Source organism: Bacillus atrophaeus (assembly GCF_001584335.1).
GTDB lineage: Bacteria > Bacillota > Bacilli > Bacillales > Bacillaceae > Bacillus > Bacillus atrophaeus.
In genome coordinates this window covers 109,626-136,069 of sequence record NZ_LSBB01000003.1, presented here as the reverse complement: position 1 = coordinate 136,069, position 26,444 = coordinate 109,626, and the positions used below count along the sequence as shown (strand labels likewise).

Annotated in this window: 30 protein-coding genes and 2 pseudogenes; 4 read left to right on the top strand and 28 right to left on the bottom strand. The window is 43.7% G+C overall.

All coding sequences use genetic code 11. From position 1 onward, the window contains the following. Positions 1–3: 3 nt before the first annotated feature. From AXI57_RS06675 to acpS, 14 genes are all read right to left on the bottom strand, one after another. Positions 4–2,163 carry a Tex family protein gene (locus AXI57_RS06675; RefSeq protein WP_061669626.1) on the bottom strand — a complete coding sequence of 720 codons (2,160 nt, stop codon included), beginning with the start codon at positions 2,161–2,163 and terminating at the stop codon, positions 4–6. Positions 2,164–2,240: 77 nt separating this feature from the next. Next, entirely contained in the window at positions 2,241–2,840 is a 600-nt protein-coding gene (gene rsbX, locus AXI57_RS06670; protein WP_003328150.1) for a phosphoserine phosphatase RsbX, read from the bottom strand. Then, a complete protein-coding gene (sigB, locus tag AXI57_RS06665) occupies positions 2,840–3,628 on the bottom strand; it encodes an RNA polymerase sigma factor SigB (RefSeq protein ID WP_003328149.1) in 789 nt (262 codons plus the stop codon). The genes rsbX and sigB overlap by 1 nt, the downstream gene beginning before the upstream one ends. Then, a complete protein-coding gene (gene rsbW / locus AXI57_RS06660) occupies positions 3,594–4,076 on the bottom strand; it encodes an anti-sigma B factor RsbW (RefSeq protein ID WP_003328147.1) in 483 nt (160 codons plus the stop codon). Before rsbW ends, sigB begins: the two co-directional genes overlap by 35 nt. Further along, the gene (gene rsbV / locus AXI57_RS06655) at positions 4,073–4,402 is read right to left on the bottom strand and encodes an anti-sigma factor antagonist RsbV (RefSeq protein WP_061669625.1); all 330 of its coding nucleotides are present in this window, start codon (positions 4,400–4,402) and stop codon (positions 4,073–4,075) included. The genes rsbW and rsbV overlap by 4 nt, the downstream gene beginning before the upstream one ends. A 59-nt stretch (positions 4,403–4,461) precedes the next feature. Further along, a complete protein-coding gene (locus AXI57_RS06650; protein ID WP_061669624.1) occupies positions 4,462–5,469 on the bottom strand; it encodes a PP2C family protein-serine/threonine phosphatase in 1,008 nt (335 codons plus the stop codon). Between the two features lie 11 nt (positions 5,470–5,480). Further along, positions 5,481–5,882 carry a serine/threonine-protein kinase RsbT gene (gene rsbT, locus AXI57_RS06645; RefSeq protein WP_003328144.1) on the bottom strand — a complete coding sequence of 134 codons (402 nt, stop codon included), beginning with the start codon at positions 5,880–5,882 and terminating at the stop codon, positions 5,481–5,483. Between the two features lie 2 nt (positions 5,883–5,884). Continuing rightward, entirely contained in the window at positions 5,885–6,250 is a 366-nt protein-coding gene (gene rsbS / locus AXI57_RS06640) for an RsbT antagonist protein RsbS (protein WP_010789626.1), read from the bottom strand. Positions 6,251–6,254: 4 nt separating this feature from the next. Next, positions 6,255–7,073, bottom strand: a complete 819-nt coding sequence (locus AXI57_RS06635) for an RsbT co-antagonist protein RsbRA (protein WP_003328142.1) — start codon at positions 7,071–7,073, stop codon at positions 6,255–6,257. A gap of 115 nt (positions 7,074–7,188) precedes the next feature. After that, entirely contained in the window at positions 7,189–7,539 is a 351-nt protein-coding gene (ndoA, locus tag AXI57_RS06630) for a type II toxin-antitoxin system endoribonuclease NdoA (protein ID WP_003156187.1), read from the bottom strand. A 4-nt stretch (positions 7,540–7,543) separates the two neighbouring features. Then, a complete protein-coding gene (gene endB / locus AXI57_RS06625) occupies positions 7,544–7,825 on the bottom strand; it encodes a type II toxin-antitoxin system antitoxin EndoAI (protein WP_003328141.1) in 282 nt (93 codons plus the stop codon). A gap of 118 nt (positions 7,826–7,943) precedes the next feature. Continuing rightward, a complete protein-coding gene (gene alr / locus AXI57_RS06620) occupies positions 7,944–9,113 on the bottom strand; it encodes an alanine racemase (protein WP_061669623.1) in 1,170 nt (389 codons plus the stop codon). 167 nt (positions 9,114–9,280) lie between these two features. Beyond that, positions 9,281–10,297, bottom strand: coding sequence for a LolA family protein (locus tag AXI57_RS06615; protein ID WP_141292211.1), 1,017 nt, complete (start codon positions 10,295–10,297; stop codon positions 9,281–9,283). A 167-nt stretch (positions 10,298–10,464) separates the two neighbouring features. Then, the gene (gene acpS / locus AXI57_RS06610) at positions 10,465–10,830 is read right to left on the bottom strand and encodes a holo-ACP synthase (RefSeq protein ID WP_061669621.1); all 366 of its coding nucleotides are present in this window, start codon (positions 10,828–10,830) and stop codon (positions 10,465–10,467) included. Positions 10,831–10,929: 99 nt separating this feature from the next. Between acpS and AXI57_RS06605 the strand changes: the two genes are divergently transcribed. Further along, a complete protein-coding gene (locus AXI57_RS06605; protein ID WP_061669620.1) occupies positions 10,930–11,529 on the top strand; it encodes a rhomboid family intramembrane serine protease in 600 nt (199 codons plus the stop codon). Here the strand turns inward: AXI57_RS06605 and AXI57_RS22475 are convergent. From AXI57_RS22475 to AXI57_RS06575, 7 genes and pseudogenes are all read right to left on the bottom strand, one after another. Continuing rightward, positions 11,526–12,461: pseudogene (locus AXI57_RS22475) on the bottom strand (PH domain-containing protein); the annotation flags it as partial. The gene AXI57_RS06605 and the pseudogene AXI57_RS22475 overlap by 4 nt on opposite strands. Before the next feature lie 87 nt (positions 12,462–12,548). Continuing rightward, positions 12,549–13,001: pseudogene (locus tag AXI57_RS22470) on the bottom strand (PH domain-containing protein); the annotation flags it as partial. Beyond that, complete coding sequence (locus AXI57_RS06595; protein ID WP_003328134.1) at positions 12,991–13,470, bottom strand: PH domain-containing protein; 480 nt, start codon at positions 13,468–13,470, stop codon at positions 12,991–12,993. The pseudogene AXI57_RS22470 and the gene AXI57_RS06595, both read right to left, overlap by 11 nt. A 115-nt stretch (positions 13,471–13,585) precedes the next feature. Continuing rightward, positions 13,586–15,076 (bottom strand): degradosome RNA helicase CshA, encoded by a 1,491-nt coding sequence (cshA, locus tag AXI57_RS06590; RefSeq protein ID WP_061669618.1) that lies wholly within the window; start codon positions 15,074–15,076, stop codon positions 13,586–13,588. Between the two features lie 164 nt (positions 15,077–15,240). Next, positions 15,241–15,591 carry an avidin-fold protein gene (locus tag AXI57_RS06585; protein ID WP_003328132.1) on the bottom strand — a complete coding sequence of 117 codons (351 nt, stop codon included), beginning with the start codon at positions 15,589–15,591 and terminating at the stop codon, positions 15,241–15,243. Between the two features lie 180 nt (positions 15,592–15,771). After that, positions 15,772–17,139 carry a UDP-N-acetylmuramoyl-tripeptide--D-alanyl-D-alanine ligase gene (locus AXI57_RS06580; RefSeq protein WP_061669617.1) on the bottom strand — a complete coding sequence of 456 codons (1,368 nt, stop codon included), beginning with the start codon at positions 17,137–17,139 and terminating at the stop codon, positions 15,772–15,774. An 80-nt stretch (positions 17,140–17,219) separates the two neighbouring features. Further along, positions 17,220–18,305: a D-alanine--D-alanine ligase gene (locus tag AXI57_RS06575; protein WP_003328130.1), complete on the bottom strand. Its 1,086-nt coding sequence runs from the start codon at positions 18,303–18,305 to the stop codon at positions 17,220–17,222. Between the two features lie 154 nt (positions 18,306–18,459). On the opposite strand from AXI57_RS06575, the gene AXI57_RS06570 reads away from it, so the two are divergent. Beyond that, entirely contained in the window at positions 18,460–18,780 is a 321-nt protein-coding gene (locus AXI57_RS06570; protein ID WP_003328128.1) for a thioredoxin family protein, read from the top strand. A 14-nt stretch (positions 18,781–18,794) separates the two neighbouring features. Here AXI57_RS06570 and AXI57_RS06565 read toward each other — a convergent pair whose 3' ends face one another. Further along, complete coding sequence (locus AXI57_RS06565) at positions 18,795–19,667, bottom strand: cation diffusion facilitator family transporter (RefSeq protein ID WP_010789638.1); 873 nt, start codon at positions 19,665–19,667, stop codon at positions 18,795–18,797. A gap of 284 nt (positions 19,668–19,951) precedes the next feature. Here AXI57_RS06565 and AXI57_RS06560 point away from each other — a divergent pair, with 284 nt between their 5' ends. Beyond that, positions 19,952–20,131 carry a Fur-regulated basic protein FbpA gene (locus tag AXI57_RS06560; RefSeq protein ID WP_061669616.1) on the top strand — a complete coding sequence of 60 codons (180 nt, stop codon included), beginning with the start codon at positions 19,952–19,954 and terminating at the stop codon, positions 20,129–20,131. After that, the gene (gene fbpB, locus AXI57_RS20680; protein ID WP_003328125.1) at positions 20,113–20,259 is read left to right on the top strand and encodes a Fur-regulated basic protein FbpB; all 147 of its coding nucleotides are present in this window, start codon (positions 20,113–20,115) and stop codon (positions 20,257–20,259) included. Before AXI57_RS06560 ends, fbpB begins: the two co-directional genes overlap by 19 nt. Before the next feature lie 40 nt (positions 20,260–20,299). Here the strand turns inward: fbpB and AXI57_RS06555 are convergent, their stop codons facing one another. The 6 genes from AXI57_RS06555 to dctP all read right to left on the bottom strand — a co-directional run bounded on the left by AXI57_RS06555 (position 20,300) and on the right by dctP (position 26,439). Beyond that, on the bottom strand, positions 20,300–21,448 hold the full coding sequence (locus AXI57_RS06555) for an acyl-CoA dehydrogenase family protein (RefSeq protein ID WP_061669615.1): 1,149 nt from the start codon (positions 21,446–21,448) through the stop codon (positions 20,300–20,302). A 127-nt stretch (positions 21,449–21,575) separates the two neighbouring features. Continuing rightward, positions 21,576–21,911, bottom strand: a complete 336-nt coding sequence (locus AXI57_RS06550) for a hypothetical protein (RefSeq protein ID WP_003328120.1) — start codon at positions 21,909–21,911, stop codon at positions 21,576–21,578. 97 nt (positions 21,912–22,008) lie between these two features. Continuing rightward, complete coding sequence (locus AXI57_RS06545; protein WP_061669614.1) at positions 22,009–22,776, bottom strand: ABC transporter permease; 768 nt, start codon at positions 22,774–22,776, stop codon at positions 22,009–22,011. Beyond that, on the bottom strand, positions 22,769–23,695 hold the full coding sequence (locus AXI57_RS06540) for an ABC transporter ATP-binding protein (RefSeq protein WP_010789643.1): 927 nt from the start codon (positions 23,693–23,695) through the stop codon (positions 22,769–22,771). The genes AXI57_RS06545 and AXI57_RS06540 overlap by 8 nt, the downstream gene beginning before the upstream one ends. 155 nt (positions 23,696–23,850) lie before the next feature. Then, positions 23,851–24,876 (bottom strand): AI-2E family transporter, encoded by a 1,026-nt coding sequence (locus AXI57_RS06535; protein WP_003328117.1) that lies wholly within the window; start codon positions 24,874–24,876, stop codon positions 23,851–23,853. Positions 24,877–25,155: 279 nt separating this feature from the next. Continuing rightward, positions 25,156–26,439, bottom strand: a complete 1,284-nt coding sequence (gene dctP, locus AXI57_RS06530; protein ID WP_034718132.1) for a C4-dicarboxylate transporter DctP — start codon at positions 26,437–26,439, stop codon at positions 25,156–25,158. Positions 26,440–26,444: the final 5 nt, after the last annotated feature.

Sequence of the window (26,444 nt, the reverse complement as noted above, 5' to 3'; positions counted from 1 at the left end):
CTTTTATTTTACCATAGACAGTGATACCCGGCCTTTTTGGACGTCTACTCCATCCACCCACACGGTCACAATATCTCCGACTGATACTACGTCGAGAGGGTGTTTGACGAATTGATTGCTGAGTTTTGAAATGTGCACAAGCCCGTCCTGCTTCACTCCGATATCAACGAATGCTCCAAAGTCTACTACGTTGCGGACAGTGCCTTGCAATTCCATTCCTTCCTTTAGATCTTCAAGCTGAAGTACATCCGTTTTAAGCAAAGGCTTAGGCACCTCATCGCGAGGATCCCGTTCCGGCCTGGTCAGCTGTTCACAAATGTCTTTCAGTGTAATCTCTCCGATTTCAAGCTCTCTTGCAGTTTCAGATAGGTCCAGCTTGCTGATTTTTTCTTTTAATTCAGCCGTCCCGATTTGTTCTGTCGTCAGCTGAAGCTTTTTCAGAAGCGATTTTGTTTCTTTATAGCTTTCCGGGTGAATTCCGGTTCTGTCCAAAGGTTCTGTCCCGTCCGGCACTCTTAAAAATCCGATGCATTGTTCGTAGGTTTTAGCGCCGAGCCTTGGGATGCCTTTTAATTCTTTGCGGGTTGAGAATTTGCCGAGTTCGTCACGTTTTTTCACAACATTGCCGGCAACAGACTTAGATAATCCCGCCACATATTGAAGAAGAGCGGCCGAGGCTGTATTAACGTTTACTCCGACTTGGTTTACGACGGTTTCGACGACAAACCGCAGCGAGTCATTTAGATTCTTCTGGCTGACATCATGCTGATATTGGCCTACCCCTACTGATTTGGGGTCGATTTTGACAAGTTCGGCAAGCGGATCCTGCAGTCTGCGCGCGATTGACACTGCGCTGCGTTCTTCCACCTGAAGGTCGGGGAATTCTTCTCTCGCCAGCTCAGATGCTGAATAGACGCTTGCCCCAGCTTCGTTAACGATTAAATAATAAATGTCTCTAGGCGTATCCTTCAGTACATCAACGATAAATTGTTCTGTTTCTCTGGAAGCTGTTCCGTTCCCTATTGCCACGACTTCAACTTGATAGTCCTCCAGGATCGCTTTCACTTTGTCCTGCGCTTCCTTTGTCTTTTTAACCGGAGCATGGGGATAAATGACATCGATCTTCAATACTTTTCCGGTTTCGTCTGCTACTGCGAGTTTACAGCCTGTTCGGAATGCCGGATCGACCCCAAGCACGATCTTCCCTTTCATCGGCGGCTGCAAAAGAAGCTTCCGAAGGTTTTCTGAAAAAATATGAATGGCCTGCGCATCTGCTTTTTCTGACAGCTCTTTTCTGATTTCACGTTCAATAGCAGGCTGAATCAGTCTTTTGTAGCTGTCCTCGATCGTATCAAGCAAAATGTCTCTGACAGGCGTTGTTCGCTGTTTGACAATTTGCTTTTCTAAATAGGCTTTAATCACATCAGCCGGCGGTTCGATGGATACCTTCAAGATGTCTTCTTTTTCACCGCGGTTGACCGCCAGCACTCTGTGGGGAACGACTTTCGGAATTGGCTCCTCATATTCGTAATACATTTCGTATACATTTTTTTCATCCGCATCTACCGATTTGCCGGCAGTTGATTTCAGAGTGCCTTTTTTGAAGGTTTCCTGGCGAATCCATTTTCTGAAACTCGGTTCGTCTGACAGCTGTTCAGCAATGATATGTTTTGCGCCTTCAATCGCGTCTTCTCTGGAAAGCACTTCTTTTTCTTCACTTATGTATTGATCTGCGATTTCTGCGATACGATCGTCTTTCGGAAGGGTAAGGATATATTCAGCAAGCGGTTCAAGCCCTTTGCTTTTTGCGACAGTCGCCTTTGTTTTCCGTTTTTGTTTATAGGGGCGGTAAAGGTCTTCTACTTCCTGGAGCTTTACCGATTGTTCAATTTTTTGCCGCAGTTCATCTGTCAGCTTGTCTTGCTCCGCTATCAGTCTGATCACTTCTTCTTTTCGCTGATTCAGATTTTGTATATACTGCCAGCGCTCTGAGATGGTTTGGATTTGGACCTCGTCCATTGAGCCGGTCTGTTCTTTTCTGTACCTTGCGATAAACGGAACGGTATTGCCATCCTCAAGGAGCTGAATGACACTTTCGACATTCTTTTGTGACAGTGCGGTTTCTTTCGCAATTTGTTTCTTTAAAAGGGCTAACGTTTCCATGTAACCAAAGCCTCCATTTATTCATTCTTTCTCTAGTGTAACAAAATCAGAAAAAAACACCTAAAAAAAGCAGCTTATTATAAAAGCTGCCCTAAAATATAAGTTAAGTCGTCATTTCTGGATGTGGTGTATATTTTAAGAGAATTCGATATTTCTTCGATTGACTGCCCTTTTTTTAAATACGAGCGAATGTCGGGAACGTTTAATCCATCTGTATGAATGATAAATTTTGATCCCTTTTCATATGAAAAAGTGTGAGTTTTGTATTTCTGCGGCTTGCCTGATAAATAACCTAACACAGGCAGAGGATAAAAGCATTCACCTGATGGGGAGTATAGAATAAAACGCACGTTTCCGACAGAGCAGTACGTAAATTGCCTTGCTGCGAAATCAACTTTTAAAATAGAGGCCGTAGCTCCTCGTTTGTTCTTCATCGCTTGATTGCAGCGTTCGATGATACTTGCGACATCTTCATCCGCATGGCTTTCAGCAAGATCTCTGATGGCTGATGAAGATTCATTCGCAAGTGTTCCGCTTCCAAGACCGTCAGCTACCGCACACACTAATTCCTGATCATCCGCTTTAATGTAAAAACTGTCCCCGCAAATGGATTTGCCTTCTTTATTTAATTGATATACAAGGGTATGGATATGTTGGTTTTCTTCAACCTGGATCATTACATTAGCTCCATAGAGGGATCTTCAATCAAGGCCTCTCTGAGTTTCTTTACTGCTTTGCGCTGCAGACGCGAGACGTGCATTTGAGATATACCGAGAATGTCCCCTGTTTCTTTTTGGCTTTTATTTTGAATATACGTTAAATCGATAATCTGTTTTTCACGTTCAGAAAGAACATGGAGCACACTTTTCAGCATCATTTGCTGATTGACGCGTTCATATCCGTCTTCCTGTGAGCCGACGATATCGAGAATGGTTACAGTGCTTCCGTCCGCATCCGCTTCAATGCTGTGGTCCACAGACAATGCCTGATAGCTTTTTCCCATTTCCATTGTTTCCAGTACTTCTTCCTCGGAAACATCGAGATATTCGGCAATCTCTTCGACCTTTGGCGACCTTTGCGTTTCTGTGGTCAGTGTGTCTACCGCCATTTTAATTCTGGGTCCGAGTTCCTTGATTCGCCTTGGAACGTGCACACTCCACGTCTTATCTCTGAGGAAACGTTTAATCTCTCCGATGATCGTCGGAATCGCGAAAGCTTCAAATGATTTGCCGACTACCGGATCATACCTTTTGATCGCACCGAGAAGACCGATCATGCCTACTTGGCGAAGATCTTCATGAAAGCTTTTGCCTTTTGAATATTTCTTCGCCAGCACTTCGACAAGATTCGTATAGACTTGGACAAGCGTTTCCTGCGCCGAATCATCCTGATTGGTTTGGTACTCGTTTATAAGCCGATCAACTTCATCCTTAGTTAGTTTCGTAGTTTTCGATGGTTGTGCCATGATCAACTCGCTCCCCGTTTAAATACTTTGTCATCGCCACGGTTACGCCTGAGTTACTCTGCACTCTGACTTCATCCATCAGCGTTTCCATTAAATAAAGGCCGAGTCCTCCTTCTGATAGTTGTTCTACGGTGTGTGAAGGTGTGTAAGGACCTAGATCCTGCTGCTTCTGATCAAAATCAAAGCTGTCTCCTTCATCTGCGACAATGACCTCTAAGCGGTCTTCATATACACCGAATCTCACTGACACTTCTCCGTTTTTATCCTCTTTATACGCATGCTGAACCGCGTTTGTACAGGCTTCGCTTACTGCGATTTTAAGGTCTTCGATGTCATCGTACGTATAGCCCATTCTGCTCGCCACACCCGACAGCGTAAGTCTGACAATTCCCACGTATTCCGGTTCAGCCGGTATTTTCATCTCTATATAATCTACTGTATTCTTCATTGTACCCCACCTTCTGACTTTGCAGAAATATCAATGATGTCCTTCAGACCCGTGATCTCAAACAAGCGGATCAGCCGTTCAGAAAGGTTTTCAAGCTTTAGCGAGCCGCCTTCTTTTTTGACTGTCTTAAACACGCCGACAAATACGCCAAGGCCCGTGCTGTCCATGTAGCTGACATCCTTCAGGCAGATGTGTATGTCTGCTCCCTGTTCTGCCAGAGGCACAAGCTTTTCACGAAGTGACGGAGCTGAATACACATCAATTTCTCCTGCGATTTTTACTTGTATATCATTATCGTTTTGTTTAACATTTACCGTTAAATTCATTTTTATCACCTCAAAAGTGTCCTTTTTACTAATGGTCTAATACCCGGGCTTTTTATTCTTTAAACCTTTCTTGTTAAAACAATTAACGTAAAATCATCATGAAGCTGAAAATCCTGCAATTTAAGAAGGCTTTCGTAAATATTTTGCACCATCTCTTGTGCAGGACAACACATATGTTCCTCTATCAGCTTCTGTATATCAAGACGCTCCAAGAAACCGTCTTCTGACCGGCATTCTGTCACGCCGTCGGAAAATAAAACGATCATATCTCCTTCATCCAGATGCTGTTCATATTCTTCGTAATCGAAATCCTGCGAGATGCCGAGAACCAAACCTTTGGCTGTTAAATCATAGAATTTATTTTCTTTTTTACAATAATAAAAACCAGGTTCATGCCCCGCCGAGGCATATGTGAATTTATGGCTGTTCATATTGTAATTCGCGTAAAACATGGTAATAAACATACTCGGATCAACATTTTGCTCAACTACGCGATTGAGATTTTTCAGCACTTGTGAAGGATGGATTCCGGTTTCAGGCAAAGAATCCATTGCATACTTAATCATCGACATACATAAAGCGGCCGGTATGCCTTTCCCGATGACATCGGCAATTGCAATGTTAATAGATTCCTTATCTCTGACAAAATGATAATAATCTCCGCTCATTTGTTTAGCAGGAACACTGATTGCGCCAATGTCCAGAGCTTCTTCTTGCGGGATTTTTGTTTCGAGAAGAGTTTGCTGCACGTTCGCAGCGATTTCTATTTCCGATTTGATTTCCTGCTGTATTCCTCTGAGGGTTTGATGCTCCTGATATGCGAGCCCGTAACCTATCATGACTTCTATTAAAAAATCCAGCGAATGAAAAACATCTCCAGGCAGATCCGGATACAGTTCCTTTAACACTTTACGGTGAATACTGATAATTTCTTCCGGAGGAACTTGATGCTCGATTGTTTTTCGGCTGAATTTTTGAGCTTGATATAAAGATGTTTCTGTTAATTCGGCTATATATCGACTAAGCAGCTGATGATACCGCTGCTCAATAACCTCCTTGAAATCCACTTTCTTACCTCCTACCGAAGCCATTTGATGGCTTGTATCTCCGTACCTTGCCCCGCAACGGAATTTAAGCTGAAATCATCCATCAGCCTCTTTACGCCCGGAAGCCCCGCTCCAAGCCCGCCAGATGTTGAAAAGCCGTCTTCCATTACTTTGCGGATATCGGCAATTCCGGGTCCTGTGTCCTCCGCTATAATTTTAAGTCCTTTTTTGCCTCTGTCAGCTACCTGTTCGATGCAGACTTGACCTTTACCGGCGTATAAATAGATGTTCCTTGCTAACTCTGAAATAGCCGTCGTGATTCTTGCCTGGTCAACAGTTCCGAAGCCTAATTCTTTCGCAACGTTTCGCCCAAGCTGTCTCGCGGCCACGATGTCCCATTCTGTCATGATCTTTACACAGGATTGGTCGTTCATAGCTATTCCCCCAATTCCCGCTTCAATGTCTCAAGCCCTTGCTCTAAATCGAGCGCTGTTTCAATTTCTTCAAGCGCTATGCCGAGTTCAATCAGCGTAACGGCTACAGCAGGCTGAATTCCTGTTAAGACAACTTTGGCACCCATTAATTTTGACATTGTAATCACATCACCCAGTACTTTCGCGATAAACGAATCAATCATGTCGACTGAGGTGAGATCAATAACGACTCCGTTTGCGCCTGTTTCATAGATTTTATTTAATAGATCCTCTTGAAAGTGCAATGCGGTTTGATCGTCAAGCTCCCATTGAATGGAGACTAATAAGCAATTGTATAGTTTCAGGATCGGGATTTTCGGATGTCTCAAAATGTTATTCCCCCAATGAAACGATTTTTCGATTTGTCATTTCCAATGCTGTTTGAATTCCTTTTTGAAGGGTATTCTTAGTAATAATCTGTGATAAATCTATTCCCAGATTGACGATGGTTTGAGCGATTTCCGGCCGAATTCCCGCCAGCAGGCATTTTGCTCCGACAAGCCTTACCGCTTCTGATGCCTGAATAATATGGTGGGCAACCATTGTATCGACAACCGGAACTCCCGTAATGTCGATTAAAACAACCTGTGAGCGATGTTTCACCACGCCATTCAGCAGGTTTTCCATAATTCTTTTTGCGCGTTCGGTATCAATCGTTCCGACAAGCGGCATAACGGTGATATGTTCAAACACCGGAATAAGCGGCGCAGAAAGTTCTTGAAGCGCGATTTTTTGAAGGGAGACGGTTTTTTCCCATGAGATTGAATATTGATTTAAGATTTCCGTGTTGATCGGATTGAAAAAACTTTCAATCTGCCAGATTAACTCCGTACTTTCTTGATCTGTTAAAGTGCCGTCGTTCATTTCCTTGTAAAGATGTTTCCAGAATTCCGAAAGGCCTGTAGCTAAAAACTTTAAGGACAGACCGATTTGAACGGCTCTGAGCGCCAGTTCGCTTACTTGTTCCTCAGCAATGGTTTCTGTTGAAGAAGAAAGAAGAATCTCTATATAATCTTTGCATATATTTTTGTACACTTGATCAGTCAGCTGATATGATTCTTGATCACTTAGTTTCTTTAACGTGTTTGTCCACTGTTCGAGCAGTTCATTCTGATTCTCTGAAATGAACCCATGTATCGTCTGATTCGGCATTTCGTTGTACCTCCCGACAAAAAGCAACATTTTATATCTTTATTTACCTATTATAGCGTTAATTTTTTTCGAAAACAAAAAAAGTTGCTCCTTATGAGCAACCAAGAAAATATTACTAAAAATCAATGAGTGCCAAACTAATTTGTAAGGCTTCATCAACCTTATCCATCATTTCATCATCCAGATGAGTAATCTTATCCGTTAATCTTTGCTTGTCAATCGTCCGAATTTGTTCCAGCAAAATAACGGAGTCTCTTTCAAAACCGTAGCGTTTCGCATCAATTTCGACGTGGGTTGGTAATTTCGCTTTCTGTATTTGGGCTGTTATGGCTGCAACAATAGCAGTTGGGCTAAAGCGATTTCCGATATCATTTTGAATCACCAAAACCGGGCGCACTCCGCCTTGCTCTGAGCCAACAACAGGAGATAAATCAGCAAAATAAACATCGCCGCGTTTAACAATCAAATGATTATCCTCCGCTGACTAAGCGCTCAACGGTCGTTTCTGCTTCGCACTCAGCAAAATGAGCTTCAGAAGAAATATTCAGGTTGATTTTCGCCATTTCCATATATCCGCGTCTCATCAAATCACGGTTGTGACGAGTTGTGCGTTCGCTGACATAGGCTCTCACTGCTTGTGATATTAGTTCGTTTCTGCTTCGTTTCTCCCGCATCGCTACACCATCCAATTCAGCTACTAGTGCTTCCGGCAAGCTAATCATCATTTCGGTTGTTGCGCTGGATTCAGACAAAAAACATACACCTCCACCAAACTTACGGATACGACTCGTTTATCCATCCAGTGATAATGATACCATTATTCACACATCAAGCAAAGCTGTTTTATAAATTCTCTTTTTGTAACAGAGGCTATTTGCTTGCATTTTCCTGCAATAAAGGATTTCTTACTTCCATTATACTCCCATTTTTCAAAAACATACGGGGAACGCGGGAACTTATTGTACATGTCACTTCATAGTTAATCGTTTCCAGCCGGCTGGCGATTTCATCAACGGTTATGCAGTCGTCCTTTTGTCTGCCGATCAAAGTGACTCTGGTTCCCGGGGGATACTCTTTATCCAGTTCAACCATAAATTGATCCATGCAGATTCTTCCTGCAATTTTGAGCCTTTTGCCGTTTATGAGAACCTCAGTGCCTTGCAGTTTTCGCAGCCACCCGTCCGCGTAACCGACCGGCACCGTGCCAATCCATTGGTCTTTCTCAGCCGTATATGTCGCGCCGTAGCTGACACTCTCCCCTTTGTGTATTTTTTTCACATGGATCAAAGTGGAGTTCAGGGTGAATGCCTGGTGCAGCCGGAACGGAATCTCGTTTGTTATTTCAGCGGACGGACGAAGCCCGTACATGCCGACTCCGAATCGGACCGCGTTAAAAAAGCCTTTTTTCAGACGCAGACCGGCGGCGCTATTTGCGCAGTGAACCATGAGCTGCTTCCACGGAAGCGGAGCAATCAGCTCTTTAAATCGTCCAAACTGCATGAGGAAATAGCTTCTGTCTTTTTCATCAGCTGTTGCAAAATGAGTAAAAACGCCTTTGCATAGTAAGCCGGGATTGCGCTCCAGAATTTTCATCACGTTTTGGACTTCTTCTTCTGTTTTGACGCCAAGCCTGTTCATTCCCGTGTCTACTTTTAGATGAAAGTGGACGGGGGTCTCTTTTATGTGGCGGGCAGCTTCCTGTATCCATTCGACTGAGTAGCCTGTCAGCGTAACGTCATATTCAGCCGCTATCTCCACATATTCCGGCGGAACGGCTCCAAGCACCAAAATAGGCGCGGCCAGGCCGCGTTTTCGCAATGATATCGCTTCATCCAAAATGGCAACAGCTAGGCATGAAGCACCTGCGGACAATGCCGCTTCCGCCACTTCCGCATCACCATGGCCGTAGGCGTTTGCCTTCACTACCGCCATTAGCTCAACGCGGTCACCGATATGCTTTTTCATATTGCTTACATTTTCTTCTATCGCAGACAAGTTAATTTCTGCCCACGTATCTCTGTAAAACGGTTTTATGTTCATCAGGACACTTCCTAGTGTTTATTCACTTCATATCATACTAAAAACAAAGGACAAAGTGAAACTCCCTTCTTAAGGAATTTTTTTACTGAGGAGCATCCGTCCATTTCAGCGGCTTGCTGTTAGTATTTACGAAAAAAGAGGCCAAAGATGAATCGGCCTCTTGGTGTTTATTTTGATGATTGCCCTTGCATGCTTTTCGCAACTGTCACCATCTCTTCCTGGGTCAGGTCTTTCGATGACAGAAGGTAATCGACTCCTTCATGTGTCCACGATAAGGACGTATCTGATAAAGCTCCGATTGTCATCCCCAGATTAACAGGCTCTCCGCTCAATGTAACGGATGTAGAAGCTTTAGCGACTTGAGCTTTTTCCTGAATTAAGGTGAATGATTTTTCACCGCCGTAGGTTATGACGATCCGGCGCCCTTCTTCAGTTGTAATATCTTTTTCTTCAAGCTTCTTCACGCCCAGAGGCAGTTCCAGCGGCGTTTTTACAGCAAATGTGTCTGAAGGCTTCGCGCTTGTGGCAACATCTATTTGGGAAAGGGTCATATTTTTCTTTTCGTCAAATGATTCTTTGTCAAATTGTTTATTGAATTCGAAGTTGCTGAATTCAACCTTCACCATGACTTTGCGGTCTGTGTCCATCACTTTTACGGATGATGGGCTCATATCCTTTTTGTTGAATGTGATTTCTTGTGTCGGCAGCATTTTGTTGTGCTGATAGTTTGTTTTTGTTTCAAACACGTATTTTGATTCTTTTGAAGAGAAAACAGCGTCCGAATCATTTTGAACATCCTTCACAAGTGATTCAAATAAGTAAACCTGGCTGCTGTTGTTCGGCCAGTCGCTTTGGAACCGGAAACTCTTATTTAAAGACGGCGTGAGAACAAATACTCCGTTGTCATTTCGTAAAATGACCTGATTTTGATCTTTCTTCGGATTTTCTAAATAAACCCGGTATAAAGAAGGTTTTTTGTGCCAAATCTCCACGTTGTATACCTGCGGTTCACTTCCTGTCTCGATGGTCATTTTTGCTTTTGCTTTGTATGAGGTGTATTCCTTCGCCTTTTTGTCTAATCCAGTTACGACATCTTCCTGTGACTTTTGTCCGCAGGCAGAAAGAATAAGGACAGCAAGCAGTCCCGTTAAAAGCAAAACAAAGCTTTTTCTCACCTTTTTCAACCCCTTCTTCTCAATTGATGTAAAAGGAAGAAACCGCTTGTTTGACTTTAACGGTACGCTTGGAACACTCTTTTAGACAGAACGGCTGCGTACCATAAAAGCCTCAAACAACTTGTCTCCCTTAATGCATTATCAAATATATGAGAGGGGCCGTACGAATATGCAGACTAGCTTGACAACCTTTCAATCAAAACCTGCGCTGCCGCATATTCCTTCGTATGTGTGATGGATACGTGAACATTGGCCTGGCTGAGTTTCGCGCATACGATAGAGGGTTTGCCATGGGTATCTTTTTTCACTTCGATATCTTGAAAGCTGAGATGCTTGCCTATTCCTGTTCCAAATGCTTTTGAGAATGCTTCTTTCGCGGCGAATCTGCCAGCGAGAAATTCAATTCTCCTCTTTGCTGAGAGCGATTCATACTGGGCTTGTTCTGATTCAGTCAGAATCCGTTCAGCGAATCTTTCCTGCCGGCCGCACAAGGAAGCGATTCGATCAAGCTCAACGATGTCTAAACCAATACCGTGAATCATATGGGATTGATCCCTCCTAAAAGTCTGTACTATTTAAATGGTTTATCTCATAAACGTGTTACTATATAAATATCAAAAATGATGGCAAAGGGGCTCATGATGTTTATACGAACTGAAAATTTCCAAACATTTATCAGGCTTTATCCCGCCGTTGCTTGTATATTAGCCATTCAATCAGTTTTGTGGATTTTTTTCAAATTGCCCATTCATTCGGTCATATTATGGGGAGATGCCGTAACAGGCTATAACCTCGGGGTGGCTAACGGAGAATGGTGGCGGCTGATTACACCTATTTTCCTGCATGCCGGATTTGCCCACCTTCTTTTTAATTCGATGTCCATCTTTTTATTTGCTCCCGCTTTAGAACGGCTGCTTGGAAAAGCCCGTTTTCTTCTTGTATATGTCGGATCAGGCATAATCGGAAATGTCGGCACCTACTTCACTGAATCGCTTGATTACGTGCATGTGGGCGCTTCAGGCGCGATATTCGGCTTGTTCGGTGTCTATCTGTATATGGTTCTTTACCGAAAAGAACTGATTGATCAGGAAAATTCGAAAATGATTATCACACTGCTCGTTGTGGCCGTTCTCATGACGTTTATCAATTCAAATATTAATGTTATGGCCCACCTGTTCGGGCTTGTCGGCGGGTTTGTTCTTTCATTCTTATGTATCCAAAAAAAAGAGCGGCGGTTTTAACCGTCCGCTTTTTCGTACGAATACCATCGAAAAATGTGCTGCGCGTCCCCCGCTTCAATATCCTTTACCGTTAACTCTTCCATATTGCTTGATGATTTAACAGAAGTTGAGATGGTAGAGAGCTGTTTTTTTGTCTGGAAATAGGATTGGCTGACTTTATAAATCTGCATTCTTCTTCTAAGAATAATCGCCGTATTTTTTCCGACAAATCTTGTGGTGAGCTGTAGCTTTTCCCCGCTGATGTGCCAAGAGGAGTCCCTATACGCTAAGTAGCCAAAGACTAATTCGATCGGCAGCAAGATAAGAGAAAAATATCCCCACGGATGGAAAAAGATACATAACGGAATGATCAGCACGATTGAAAATATAGTTGAACGGAAAAGATATCGTCTTAATGCCCGCTTCGGCAGATGATGGCTTTTTGCTTCAAATGTATACTCCGGCGTAAACGTTCTCAGTATGCCCGCCAGCTTTTTTTTCTGAATGACGGGAAACAGTATGGTCGAAGCGCCTTCTTTTTCGTTATCGCCGCCGCCCGCGCTGACAATCGTGACGGTCACAAAGCCCAAAAGCTCTCTGATGATATTTTCTTTGATTTTAATCGCTTGGATTTTGCGGAGCGGTATCGTCACTTGATGCTTTTCGATAATCCCCCGCGAAATGACCAGCTCATGCTCTTTTTTTTCAATTTGGAAGTTGGCGTATTTTATCATCATCCCCGCAATACTGAGGAGCCATGCGATAAATAAGCAGATAAAAACGAGAACCGCATACATGCCTATACTGGCACTTTTCAGGAAAGAGAATTTATCATAAAACCAATCCATCGGCAGAAATTCATCAATTTGCGAAAGAAGCGCAATGACGGCTGAAATAATGACACCGATTCCGCCAGAAGTCGAAGCTGCAGCGAGCAGCTCTTTTATACCCATCTGGTAGCGGGCATGGATTTTTTCGGCTTCAGGCGCCTCATCTTCCTTCATTACAAGGCCTTCTTCCCCCAGGTCCTTGATCTTTTCTTTTTGGGTAAAGACTGCTCTTTTTATTCTTTCTGCTTCTTCTAAAGAGATGGCCGATAATACGGCTTCCGCGTCTTTTCCTCCGCCAGCCGTTTCAATTTGCAGCTTCACCAATTTGAATATTTGCTGTATCAAACCGGCGCTCGTGTTCATAGATTGAATCCGTTCCATGGATATGTATCTCTTTTTCGTAAAAAACAAACCTTCTTCTATTCTAACTTCATCCGCTTCAATCCTGTAGGTGAATTTTCTCCATTTGATGATGCTGGCCGCTATGAGCCAAATAAACAAAATACCAAGGGCGATGCCTCCGTAAAAACGAATCACATGGTTAGAGTTGACGACGAACACGAAAAAGAATGGAAGAATGATGTTTTTTATCGTTTGAACGATGATATTAAATAAATTTAAGATCATCGCCGCCGGGTGAAGGCGTTTCGGTTCAGACATCATCTTCAGTCACCCTCGCCAAACGCGAAATCGAATCTCTTAACCGGTCCGCTTCTTCCATTTCGAGTGCGGGAATGGAATGAGTGGTGGCGGCTGTGGAGATTTTGACTGTGGCCAGATTATACTTCCTCAAAAGCGGTCCTTGTGAGGTATCCACATGCTGCACCCTGACCATCGGCACAATGACACGTGTGACCACAAAGATGCCTGACTGTATATCAATTTCATTTTCATGAACTTCATAACGCCACACTCTGTGCCGGATTTTCGGAATAAACACAATGGTGAGCACTGATTCCAGAACCAACAAAACAGCTAGCACTCCGGTTATCCAATATGGCCAGTGAAAGTAATAGCTTAGTACGGCAACCGCTATAACGATAAGTAAACAAACAGCGGATACAATGATTTCTTGAAATCTCCAAACTTTTAATCCGTTTGGACTGATTTGATTTTTGGGCTGCCCTCTCAAAATACCAACCTCCCGTTTTCTTTATCATACATACAAATACGTTTTTATCAAAGAAAAGTTTCATTTTGCGGCATACAAAAAGCGAATCCATCAAATGGATTCGCTTCTTTTTTTATTAATATGATTTTTTCTGGCGTCTTTCCCCTGAAGGACGTCGGTCGTTAGACGAACGTTTTTTATCATAGGAAGAACGGCTGTTGCTTTTTGATTTTCCGCGATAGCCGCCGCCTTGTCCGCCGCCATCTCTTCTTTTTGAAGAGCGGTGGTTTCTATGGCGTTTGCCTACCATCGGTGCTTCGTCTGTAAGGCGAACCGGTGTATCATCAGGCTCTTTCGTGGACATTTTAATTGCCGCTGCCACAACTGTCACTGCGTCATGATCTTCTAACAGCTCTGCTGCAGCAGTCATGTAGAAGTTCAAGTTGTTTTCACTGATGATCGTGCGAAGGCGGTCAACAGTAACCTGCTGCTGTCCTTCAATTGCTTCATCAAGTGTAGGCTCTTTCATGCGGTCCATTTTACGCTTCGTTGTTTGCTCAATTGCACGAAGCATGTCTTTTTCACGCGGTGTGATAAATGTCATCGCCATACCTGTTTTTCCTGCGCGGCCTGTTCTTCCGATACGGTGAACATAGCTTTCCGGATCTTGAGGCACGTCAAAGTTATATACGTGAGTTACACCTGAGATATCAAGTCCGCGGGCAGCTACGTCAGTCGCCACAAGAACTTCAATCGCACCTTGTTTAAACTTACGGAGCGCAACCATACGTTTAGCTTGCGTCAAGTCGCCGTGAATTCCTTCAGCCGTGTATCCGCGAAGGTTCAAAGCTTCAGTCAATTCGTCAACGCGGCGTTTTGTGCGGCCGAAAACGATCGCAAGTTCAGGAGACTGGATGTCAAGCAAACGAGTCAACGTATCGAATTTTTTACGTTCATGCACTTCCAAGTAGAACTGCTGGATGTTTGAAACCGTCATTTCTTTTGCTTTTACTTTTACATGCTCCGGATTTGTCATGAAGCGTTCTGCGATCCGTTTGATCGGCGCAGGCATTGTAGCAGAGAAAAGCAACGTTTGATGCTCACTAGGAACATTGGAAAGAATAGATTCGATATCCTCGATGAATCCCATGTTAAGCATTTCATCCGCTTCATCCATAACAACTGTGTTTACGTTGTTCAGACGCAGTGTGCGGCGGTTGATGTGGTCAAGAAGACGCCCCGGTGTACCGACAATGATATGCGGGTTTTTCTTTAACGCACGGATTTGTCGTCCAATATCCTGTCCGCCGTAAATAGGAAGAACTTTCGCACGTTTATCTTGTCCGATTTTATATAATTCTTCAGATACTTGAATAGCTAATTCACGTGTTGGCGCGATTACAATTGCTTGGATATTAGGAGACTCGGGGTTAATTTTCTCAACAAGGGGTATACCAAACGCAGCTGTCTTACCTGTACCTGTTTGCGCTTGTCCAATGACATCTTTATGCTGAAGTCCGAGCGGAATCGTTTCTGCCTGAATCGGTGTTGCTTCTTCGAATCCCAAGCGATTTATAGCTTTCATGAGATCAGAACTTAATTGAAAATCTTGAAACGTTATAGTCAAATTATTCAAACTCCTTCTAATTGCTGTTTCAGTAATGTCGTGATTTACCACTAAAAACTGCCCTTCATACTAAAGGACAGGATCCATACGTATACAAAGCCCGAATTACTTTACGTTTTATCTTACCATTACACTATGTGTTTTTCAATAAGGGGAGAAATGGATCAGCTTTCGATTTCTTCGACAACGGAGCTGCCTTTGCTCTTTTGTCCGTCCATCATCTGCCATTCTTCATGAAGGAGGACCCTGCCGTCTTCCCCCACCTGCGGAGAAGAAACACATTCACCGCTTTCCAGTTTGCCCCCAGCATTTACATGATGGTATCTGAAATGCAGCGTGTCATCTTTTTTCACAGTTCCTACAAGAACTCCTGAAATAATGCCGCCCCCGGCGTAAGTCCCCGACAAAATAATGCCGTCCTGCTTGTAGTGGAAGACAGTTTCGCCGGACACTTCACCGTCTTCAGAAACATGAACACCAATAAAAATGCGCCCATCATAATTTATCAATTCCATCCCGCCTTTTCATAAATTGTATCACAGCCGCAGATGGTCTGACAGGTTTATTTCAAGTGAACCATTATTAGTTTCTGCACTTTTATTTTATTTTATGAAGCGTGCGGCGTTTTTTCTTTTATAGCTTCAGGAAATTCTCTGGTTTTTATAATACCCAAGTTGAGAACGGTTAAACCTTTTTCAGCCCTTCATTAAATCTTTAACGATTTCTTCAAGCTTCATACCTCTGGATGCTTTAAACAGGATTAAATCTCCTTTTTCAGCCTTTTCGGCAACGGCTTGCAACAATTCTGCTTTATCATTGAAATGGCTGACGCGCTCTTGGTCAAAATGCCGGTGCGCTCCCGCTGCGATGAAGGCGCCAAGCTTTCCGTACGTAAAAACATAGTCAATCGCCGCCGGATTTATCACGGCGCCGCACTCTGTATGGAATTCTTGTTCAAGATCGCCGAGTTCAAGCATATCTCCAAGCACAAGCATTTTTTTGCCATAGCCTTCCATGCTTTCTATCAGCTCAATTGCAGCCTTCATAGAGGTCGGACTTGCGTTATAGGCATCGTTAATAATGGAAACGCCGCTCTCGCTTTTCAGCAGTTCCAGCCTCATTCCGGTTACTTTCAGCCCGCTTAATCCTTTCGCAGCATTTTCAACCGTGATTCCAAAGTGAATACCCGCGGCAAAGGCAGCGATTGCATTTAACACATTGTGCTTTCCGAGTACCGGGATAAAGAATGTCTTGTCTATCCCTTTTATGCTGAAATGTGTTCCGTCTTCCGTTTGTTTTACGTCCTCCAGCTGATAATCGTTGCCTTCATCCGCTCCGAAGGTTTTCGTACGGCAGCTGTAGCTTCTCTTGTTTAAGAGCGGTTCATCCCCGATATAAATAAGGATGCCGTCTTTTTTTAGGCCATTGGTAATTTCAAGCTTCGCTTCCGCAATGCCTTCCCTCGATCCTAAATCTTGCATATGCGATTCGCCGATGTTGGTTATCACCGCAGCTTCCGGATTAGCCAGACGAGTGAGGAGGTCGATTTCTCCTTTTCCGCTCATTCCCATTTCAAGTACCGCGACTTCATTATCTTCCGGCATAGAAAGAACGGTCAGCGGCAGGCCGATATGGTTGTTAAAGTTTCCTTCTGTTTTATGAACACGGAATTGCGTTTGCAGCACAGCGTGGAGCATATCCTTTGTCGTTGTTTTACCGTTGCTGCCTGTTACGCCGATGACACGTGTGCCGAGCTCTTGTAAGTACGCTTTTGAGAGCTCCTGAAGCGCTGCCAGCGTATCATCCACAAGAATGACAGCCTGATCTTGAGGCGGATTCGGTTCAGATTTATTCCAAAGCACAGCGGATACGCCATTCTCAAATGCCTGCCCGACAAATGTATGCCCGTTGAAATTCTCTCCTGTCAGCGGAATGAAAAGCTGGTTTTTTTCAAGCTTTCTCGTATCAGTTGCTACTCCTTGAATCACTATATTTTCATATGTGGGATCTGTCAGTGTGCCTTTGACCATTTCTGCGATTTTCTTTGCTGTTCGCTTAATCAAATGGGGCACCTCTCTTTCTTTAAAATTTTTCTTCAGTACGGGAAAAGACACTGCTTATGACTGGCAGTGTCCTTGGTGTATTAACATGTATGTTTAATCAATTGTTTTTCTGCATGCCGTTCCTTTGCCAGATCAACAAGCTGTTCAATTAAGTCGGCGTATTCAATGCCTGCTTCTTTCCAGAGAAGCGGGAACATGCTGAATGGCGTGAAGCCCGGCATCGTGTTTACTTCATTGATCAGCACTTCGCCGTCAGCTGTCAGGAAAAAGTCCGCTCTGACAAGGCCTGATCCGTCAATTGCTTTGAAAGCTTTGATCGCCATGTCACTGATTTTAGCGTATTGATCATCCGTCACTTCCGCCGGAATGATAAGATCGGTGTCTCCGTCCTCGTATTTCGCTTTATAATCATAGAAATCAGTTTTAGGTGCGATTTCTCCGACAACGGAGCATTTCGGTTCATCGTTTCCGAGAACGCCGATTTCAATTTCCCGGCCGATGACGCCTTCTTCCACCACTACTTTGCGGTCATATTGGAACGCAAGCTCAAACGCTTTTTCCAATTCTTCACGGCTGCGGCACTTGCTGATTCCGACGCTTGAACCCAGGTTCGCCGGTTTCACAAAGCATGGATAGCCCAGTTCCTTTTCAACTTGTTCACAGCATTCCTCAGAAGAACGGCTCCAATCTTTTTTAAGGAAAGCCGCATACTTAGCTTGAGAAAGGCCTGCTTGGGCAAATAAGTGTTTCATCACAACTTTATCCATACCCGCAGAAGAAGCGAGCACTCCGTTACCGACATAAGGAATATTTAATAGTTCAAGCAGCCCTTGGATTGTGCCGTCTTCTCCATTTGGACCATGCAATAGCGGAAACACGACATCAATCGCTTCGTTTTCTTTCGAAGAATCTCCCGGGAACATTTCTTTATTCAAAGCTGCCGGGGAAAAAGAGCTCCCGTTTTGTTCGAGCTGGAGCATTTTCACATTAGAGACCGGCTCTGTTAAGCGCGCCCCTCTTTGCCACTCGCCTTCTTCCGTAATATAAATCGGATGTATATCAAACTTCTCAGTATTTAGCGCTTTTGTTACAGCCAAAGCTGTCTGCAGCGAAACGTTATGCTCGGCTGACTTGCCGCCGTACACCAATCCTAGACTTGTTTTCAATGGATATTCCCCCCACTACAATTCATCTTTACTATCTTATCATTTTCATAAGAAAATGATCTAATTATTTTTGGGCCGATACGAAGGTAAAAGCATTTGTATGTAATTCCTTTTTATTTTATATTAAAATGGCATTGAAAAGGAGATGTGACATATGAAAAAAATCACAACAAAAGAACAATTTAATGAACTTATTCAATCTGATAAAGAAATTATTATCAAATTTTACGCTGACTGGTGCCCTGATTGCACACGCATGAATATGTTCATCGGCGACATTTTGGAAGCCTATAATCAAAATGATTGGTATGAACTGAATAAAGACGAGCTTCCGGAGCTTGCCGAAACATATCAGGTCATGGGTATTCCAAGCCTGCTAGTTTTCAAAAACGGAGAAAAAACAGGCCACCTTCACAGCGCAAATGCGAAATCACCAGAGGAAGTAACTGAGTTCTTATCTGAACATATAAGCTAATTCGGTAAACAGGCTTATTTTATGTCGTCGGGCTCTACATGAACATGAACATGAGTGACATCATGTTCATTTTTTATTGCATTTTCTACTTCATCAGCCACGTTATGTCCTTCTTCCACAGACAACTTCGGATCAACTGTAATCACCATTTCAATATGGACCGCGCTGCCGAGATACCTCGCTCTTACATCCTTTAAACGGTTCACGGTTTTCACTTTGCTGACGGTCAGTTTGTAAGGCTCTAGATCCTTCAGATAAAATCCGTCGGTTAATGAGTGGGATGCCTCTTTGAATATATCCCATGCGGTCTTACAGATGATGATCCCGATAATAAATGCCGTCACAGGATCAATCCACGGCAGATGCAGCTGGGCGGATATGACACCTACAAACGCTCCTGCACTTACGAAAGCGTCTGATCTGCTGTCTTTTGCCGCAGCCAAAAGCGCTTGGCTTTTAATACTGGCGGCCAGCCGTTTATTGTACATATACATGCTGTACATCACCGCAGCCCCTCCCAAAGCAGTCCATGCAGCTATCATGCTCGGTGTTTCGGTCGTCCCGCTTACAATTGACTTTCCTCCCCCAATAAGGACTTCAATTCCGACAGCCATCATAATAAAAGACGCAATAAGCGAGGAAATTGTTTCAGCGCGATAATGGCCGTATGGATGATCACTGTCTGCAGGCCTTTGGGAGATTCGCAGGCCGATCAAAACCGCAAGCGATGCAACGATATCCGTTCCGTTGTTTAATCCGTCTGCACGAAGCGCTTCGGAATGATATAGAGTGCCGATGATCAGCTTTATCACTGCAAGTGTTATGTAGGCCGCAATGTTAATGATCGCCCCTTTTTCCCCTCTTTTTAAATTATCCGTTCGATCCACCGCAAATCAGCCTCCATTCTATAACATAGTATGGATAAAAACACTTAAAATAAGCAATTTCTATTCTTGTCGCTATCGACAGGATTTTTAAAGAAGAGAAATATGTCAAATTATTGCCCGGGAAACTTTGAGATTGTCGAATAGCGGCCATAATACTCTCTCTGTAAACAAATTGTCAAAATTTTGTTGACAGACACCTTTACATATGTTTTTAAAAATTGTATACTAACCTTAATTGATAATGATTATCAATATCGTTTGTGTGATTGGAGGTTGATGACACTATGGCTCCTCAGATCAGAAATGCCATTGAAATAAGGAAAAAACAGCTTATTCATATGCTGATTCAGAACGGTATATATAAAAAGTCAGAGCGTCATTTATATGAATTATCATTAGGTGAATTAGAAAGTGAATATAAAATATGCCAGAAGGGTGCAGAATCATGCCAAAACGCAAAGTAAAGACTTATGAGCAGCTCGTTCAGGAAAATAAAGAAGCGATCATACGCAGTTCCGAGCTTATGAACGTCATTTACGACAGGATCGACCGTAAGTATCAAAAACAGCTTCAAGAGAAAAATAATACATAAAAAAAGAGCCTGGGATGAAGTGCTCCCCAGGCTCATTTCTTTATTTGTCAAATGCTTCTGAAGCTAACTTTTGTATGACCGCATCGTCCATCGGCGGATTATGCAGCCCGGCCCGAACATCGCGATAATAGCGCTGCAGCGGATTCGTTCGTTCAAGGCTCTTTGCCCCGACGATTCTCATGGCTTTATCTACCACAGAAATGGCTGTGTTTGTCACGATGTGTTTCGCCGCGCCAAGTTCGCTTTTCAAATAAGGACGGCGCTCCGGATCATCATACAGTTGGGCAGCCCGGAACAGAAAGTGTCTGGCATTCAGCAATTCGAGCTCCATTTCACCTATGCGTTTCTTCACTGCGGGCACCTCTTTAATCGGACCATTCAGGCTGTTCGGCGAATACTCAGAGGCAAAGCGGACCGCATAGTCTCTCGCTGCCTGAGCGATTCCGAGATAGACGGCCGGGATATGGAGCAGCCAGCCGTTCGGCTTTTTGCCCCGCGGTCCCGAAAGTGATTCCACCAGCTTATTTTCATCAAGGGTGACTTGTTTCAGGACAAGGTCATGGCTCCCTGTCGCCCGCATCGCAGCCATATCCCATGTCTCTTCAATAGACACGCCTGCTTCATCCTTATGAATCAGAAAGACACCGACCGTTTCTTTTTCCTCCACCCAAGCCGTGACTAAGAAGTAATCCAAAGCCTGAGACATCGTGGTGAAGGTCTTTCTTCCGTTTACAATCCATTTCCCATTTCTTTTCACCGCATTTGTGCCGGGCCGTCCGCCTCTAGTCGGGCTGCCCGTTTTTGCCTCTGTCGCTGCTCTGTTGATGACTGCTCCCTGTTTCACTTCTTCCGTGATAGAGGCAAACACGCCTTCGTCCCAGCTGTTTCCCTCGCCAAGCTCTCCCATCACGCTAACATGCCAGCCGATGCTGAGGGCGCAAGGAGCATCCCCACGTGCAAGCCGTTCTTGGAAAAGCAGCATATCATAGACCGATATTCCTGTTCCGCCGTGTGATTTTGGCACCGTCAAGGCCGTGTATCCCGAGTCACGCAAGACTTGGATTTTTTCGATAGGAAATCGTCCGTGCTCGTCATCAGAAGCTGCCGTTTTTTCAAATTCATCTGCCAGCCGGCCTATTTTCTCTATCCATTGCCGCTGCTGTTCATTGTATATAAATAAAGATGACATCAGGCAATCCCTCCAAAGTTAATTCCGATAAAGTTAATAAGTATTATAGATTTTCACCGGTTATTCCGCAACTGTTAACATTCCGGACAGCACAAAAAAACACGCCGTTCCAAAAGGAACCAGCGTGTTAAACGATCCGTGCATCCCGGTCCTGTTTCATCCCGAGATAGATCAGCATATAGGTCAGGTAGCCCATCGTCATCACCAATCCGCCAAAGAAAAAGCTTGAGAATATCGGTTCTTCGAAGGCGGTAACTGCAGCAAGCACAATCCAGCTGGCATACAGATAAATGATGAAGTAACGGAAACCTTTCTTCATTTTGTATATAAGGAACAGACCCACGAGTGAAAACAATCCCAGTGCAAGCCTGAAGTAGACCAGATGTTCAAACTGAAACATAAATGACACAAATGAGAAGCCCAGCAATAATACAATTGGTAAAGCGGTAATAAAGTTTCTCAATAGTAGAGCACCTCCGTCAATACCTTTATTATAAATCAAAACGACAAATAATATTGATTATCGTGAGCATTTTCACAAAAATGTCATTCCTTTACTTTTAGACGCGAACATCCCGTTTACAAAAGCTCCACCAGGCGACCGCTAAAAAGAATACGACATGTATCACAATAATCCCGATTGAAAATAAAGGCGTCATTCCGGAAAACCATGTTTTTTCTCCGCTGCTGTATTGTGTGAAGTCTGTATTCGCAAAGAGCAAAAAGCTTCCCCACCTGTTCTCAAATAAAGCCATAATCGAGACAAGTGATTTCGCTCCGTATAACACGATAAAAGAAATAATGACCGACATGGAGCTGTTGCGGAATAAAGCTGAGCATAACAAGGCGAAGCAGGCCATCGCCACAGCCTCAATCCAATTGGTGCCGATCAGCTTTAATGTATTGAAAAAGAGCGTGTCCGATTCTGAGTTTAGCGACGTGCCAAAAAAGACCAAGCCGAATACAAGTGACAGGATGTAATACGCAAGATACAGATAAATACTGACTAAAATGACAGTAAATAATTTAGACAGAAAGACCCGCTCGCGTTTCACCGGACGGATGAGCAAAAATTTGATTGTTTTCTTATCAAATTCAAGCGAGATAATAGTTGCCGCGATCACAATGGTTAAGGCTTGCAGCAAGATATTCAGGCTCGGCGTATATGAAAAATAGCCGATGAAATTTTCATCTGTTCCCGCACTGATAACAATCCGTTTAATAATCAGCGCCATAAAAAAGTGAAACACAGCCATCAAAATGAGCGACACGAGTGTTACTTTCCGATTGAAGAGCTTCATGTGTTCATTCCAGATTAATCTAGGCATTCTGTTCTCCCTCCTCTTGAAATGCTGTGGTCGCCTTGATAAATTCATCTTCTAGTGATTGCGTATAAGGGGTAATAGCATATACGCTGAAATTTTGTTCGATTAATGATCGATTCAGTTGAGGAATGTTCTGTTTTGAGACGTTGACCGCAATGGCATCCCCGTAAACTTCTGCGACAAACTGGTTGGCAGCCAGCCATTCAAGCGCTTTTTCTGCCGGCTGCACTTCGATCACGGCTTTTTCTGTTTTTTCATCTATCTCATTCAGATTCACTTCTGCTTTGATTTCACCTTTTTGAATGATGATGACGCGGTCGCAAAGATCCTCGACCTCCCGCAATAAATGGGTCGCAAAAAGAATCGTCGTCTCTTCCTGCTCGGCAAGCTCCTTCAGGTGCTCCCGAAAATCTTTCATGCCTGCAGGGTCAAGCCCGTTTGTCGGCTCGTCCAGAATGAGCAGCTTCGGCTTGTGCAGGATGGCTTGGGCAATACCCAGCCGCTGCCGCATGCCGAGGGAATATGTTTTCACTTTATCATGGATCGCGGAGGTTAATCCCACCCGCTCTATGACTTCTTCAAGTCTTTCTTCATCTATTTTTTTGTGCATGTTGGCAAAATGTTTCAAGTTATCCCATCCTGTTAAATACGGATAGAATTCTGGGTTTTCAACGATTGCGCCGACTGCTTCGAGCGCCTTTTCGAACTCCGTGTCGTGCTGGAATCCATTAATCGTAATCCGTCCGCTGTTTTGCTTCAACAGCCCGACGATGATCCGGATTAAGGTTGTTTTTCCTGAACCATTCGGACCGAGAAGCCCGATGATTTCTCCTTGACGGACATCCATGCTGATCTGTTTTAAAATGTGTTTTGCGCCAATCTTTTTATTGAGGCCTTCAATATGTAAAATGGGCTCATCCATAAAGTCTTCCTCCTTTTTCGCATAAAAAATAAACAGCGCCTATCAATTAGGCACTGTTTGTATTATAACATTTGTCGCCAGTGAATGAACGGATGGCCCATATACACTGATAGAGCGGCTTTTTTTGTTTCTGTGAGATGACGAATGGGGCCCCATTACCCGGGTTCATTATCCTTATTCGTCACATCAAGAATATCGAGAAGGAATACAAAGATCGGAATTCCGATAATCAAACCCCAAATGCCGAGAAAATGCTCAGAAAAAATTAATACGGTAAAGGTAAAAAAGATCGGCAGCTCTGTCTTCGCGGACATCAGCTTCGGGTTCAGGAAATAGGTTTCGATGGCGTGAATCGCCATAATGACCAGCACGATGTAAAGAACATACATCCCTCCGCCCGTACTATAGGCGATGATACTCAGCGGGACAAGCGAGATCACTACACCCGCAACCGGGATCAATCCGAGAAAGAAGACCATAATGGAGAGGCCGAACAGCTGCGGAAAATGCATAATCCATAGCGCGATAAACGTTAGGATGCAGTTGACCAGCGCAATAATAAATTGAGCTTCCAGCACTTTGCCGAACGTTCTGGCAAATTTCCCTCCAAAAAAAGCAAATTCATTATAAAACACTGCCAGCTTGCTTGTTTTGAATTTTTCCATAAATTCTGAAAGACGCTTTTTTTCAAATAAGAAAAACATGCTGAGAATAAGAGCCATCACGATCTGCAATCCGAATGTGCTGATATCGGCCAAATATGTGTACAGCACGTTGAAGGCTTCTTTTACATACGAACTGATATTGATATCTCCGAAGACATTCGACACCTCATCGAAGAAAGGAATGCTGTTCGGGTGATAAGCGATATATTTGATTTGCTTAATAAGCTGTTCAATTTGGGCGGCCACTACAGGATAAAAGACAAAACCGCCAACTGTAAGCCCGACAGCGAGCGCTATATAGAGTAAGGTAATGATTCCGCGCTGACTGACACGAAAAAAGCGATTCAAAAAATGGCGAACGACATTTTCTAAACGGTTCATCAAAAATGTAAAGATAAATGTAAGCAAAATCAGATTGATCATGCTTTTAAAGAGATATAACACACCAGCCAATACAACAAAGACGAGAAAACGTCTTACTCCCGGGTGCTGGAAAAATTTAATCAAAGCCGTCATTTATACACCCCTGCTAGGACAAAAGCCCTTGTATTCATAAACATAGTTTTCATCTACATTTGTAAATTATATAACAAAAAAACGCTGAGGTCTCTGTCCATCCATTAAGATTTTCAAAAAGAATTATTATTTATCCATTCAGCCGATTATGCCTTCCATTCCTTACAATTCTGGAAAAATATACTGACATGAGGCAGCCTTTTGTGAGGGGAGGTTTGAGGGATCGGCCGAGGGAACATAAAAAAAGAACGGCGCGATGACACGTGCCGTTCTTTCCCTTTAGACTGCTGTTTTCATTTTTTTCATATCTGCGACTGCCTCTACGCTTTTCGCTTCGTCAAATTCATTTTCGCTTTTTGCGACAATGATGGTGGCGATTCCGTTTCCGATCAAATTGACGATGGCTCTGCCTTCACTCATGAAGCGGTCGACTCCAAGAAGGAGCGCCAAACCTTCAAGCGGAATGACCTGAAGGGCGGCTAAGGTTGAGGCGAGCACGATAAAACCGCTTCCCGTCACGCCTGCCGCGCCTTTGGAGGTGAGCATCAAAACGAGAATGATCGTAATCTGCTGGCCGATGCTGAGGTCGACTCCGAACACTTGAGCGAGAAAGACCGTGGCCATTGACAGATAGATCGAAGTTCCGTCAAGGTTAAATGAATAGCCGGTCGGAATGACAAGGCCGACGACTGATTTCGAACAGCCATAGCGTTCCATTTTATCCATCATTCTCGGAAGAACCGATTCTGAAGAGCTTGTGCCGAGTACAATCAGCAGTTCATCTTTTATAAACCGCAAATAGTTCCATAGGCTGAAGCCGAATATTTTGCAGATGATGTTCAACACAACAAATACAAACAAAAACATCGTGATATAAACGGACAACATTAAACTGGCGAGCGGCTTGATGGAGTCGAGCCCGAAGTGTCCGATCGTGTAGGCCATGGCTCCGAATGCGCCGAGCGGAGCGGCGCGCATAATGTAACCGATGATCTTAAAAAATACGTGCGAGATTTTGTCAAAGAAATCAATGACACTTTTTCCTTTTTCCCCTAACGCCGCAAGACCGACTCCGAATAGAATAGAGAAGAATAAGACCTGCAGAATATCCCCTTTAGCGAAGGCATCAACCATATTGGACGGAACGATGTGGGTGATAAACTCAATCCAATCAATCCCCTGTCCGCCATTTGCCGTGTACTGTGACACGTCTCCTTTTTCGAGCTTGCTGTAATCCAAGCCTTCTCCCGGTTTCATAATATTGACGACAAACAGCCCGATGATGAGCGCGAGCGTTGTGACAACCTCAAAATAAATAAATGCTTTTCCCCCTACTTTTCCAACCTTTTTCATATCGCCCATTTTTGCAATCCCGAGGACGATCGTAAAGAAAATGATTGGCGCGATCACCATTTTTACAGCGTTGATAAATGTATCGCCGAGCGGTTTCATTTCTTTGCCGACATCAGGCCACACCAGTCCGACAATGACCCCGATAATGACCGCCGTTATGACTTGAACGGTTAAGTTTTTGAATAGCTTAGACAGCTTCAATTTGTCCATCCCCC

Bases quoted from the DNA above. Each gene is read 5' to 3' on its own strand.
- AXI57_RS06675 (WP_061669626.1), bottom strand. From the start codon at position 2,163: ATGGAAACGTTAGCCCTTTTAAAGAAACAAATTGCGAAAGAAACCGCA.
- rsbX (WP_003328150.1), bottom strand. From the start codon at position 2,840: ATGATCCAGGTTGAAGAAAACCAACATATCCATACCCTTGTATATCAA.
- sigB (WP_003328149.1), bottom strand. From the start codon at position 3,628: ATGGCACAACCATCGAAAACTACGAAACTAACTAAGGATGAAGTTGAT.
- rsbW (WP_003328147.1), bottom strand. From the start codon at position 4,076: ATGAAGAATACAGTAGATTATATAGAGATGAAAATACCGGCTGAACCG.
- rsbV (WP_061669625.1), bottom strand. From the start codon at position 4,402: ATGAATTTAACGGTAAATGTTAAACAAAACGATAATGATATACAAGTA.
- rsbT (WP_003328144.1), bottom strand. From the start codon at position 5,882: ATGAACGACCAATCCTGTGTAAAGATCATGACAGAATGGGACATCGTG.
- AXI57_RS06635 (WP_003328142.1), bottom strand. From the start codon at position 7,073: ATGCCGAATCAGACGATACATGGGTTCATTTCAGAGAATCAGAATGAA.
- alr (WP_061669623.1), bottom strand. From the start codon at position 9,113: ATGAACATAAAACCGTTTTACAGAGATACGTGGGCAGAAATTAACTTG.
- acpS (WP_061669621.1), bottom strand. From the start codon at position 10,830: ATGATTCACGGTATTGGTTTAGACATCGTTGAGCTTGATCGAATCGCT.
- AXI57_RS06605 (WP_061669620.1), top strand. From the start codon at position 10,930: ATGTTTATACGAACTGAAAATTTCCAAACATTTATCAGGCTTTATCCC.
- AXI57_RS06585 (WP_003328132.1), bottom strand. From the start codon at position 15,591: ATGGAATTGATAAATTATGATGGGCGCATTTTTATTGGTGTTCATGTT.
- AXI57_RS06570 (WP_003328128.1), top strand. From the start codon at position 18,460: ATGAAAAAAATCACAACAAAAGAACAATTTAATGAACTTATTCAATCT.
- AXI57_RS06560 (WP_061669616.1), top strand. From the start codon at position 19,952: ATGGCTCCTCAGATCAGAAATGCCATTGAAATAAGGAAAAAACAGCTT.
- fbpB (WP_003328125.1), top strand. From the start codon at position 20,113: ATGCCAAAACGCAAAGTAAAGACTTATGAGCAGCTCGTTCAGGAAAAT.
- AXI57_RS06555 (WP_061669615.1), bottom strand. From the start codon at position 21,448: ATGTCATCTTTATTTATATACAATGAACAGCAGCGGCAATGGATAGAG.
- AXI57_RS06545 (WP_061669614.1), bottom strand. From the start codon at position 22,776: ATGCCTAGATTAATCTGGAATGAACACATGAAGCTCTTCAATCGGAAA.
- AXI57_RS06540 (WP_010789643.1), bottom strand. From the start codon at position 23,695: ATGGATGAGCCCATTTTACATATTGAAGGCCTCAATAAAAAGATTGGC.
- AXI57_RS06535 (WP_003328117.1), bottom strand. From the start codon at position 24,876: ATGACGGCTTTGATTAAATTTTTCCAGCACCCGGGAGTAAGACGTTTT.
- dctP (WP_034718132.1), bottom strand. From the start codon at position 26,439: ATGGACAAATTGAAGCTGTCTAAGCTATTCAAAAACTTAACCGTTCAA.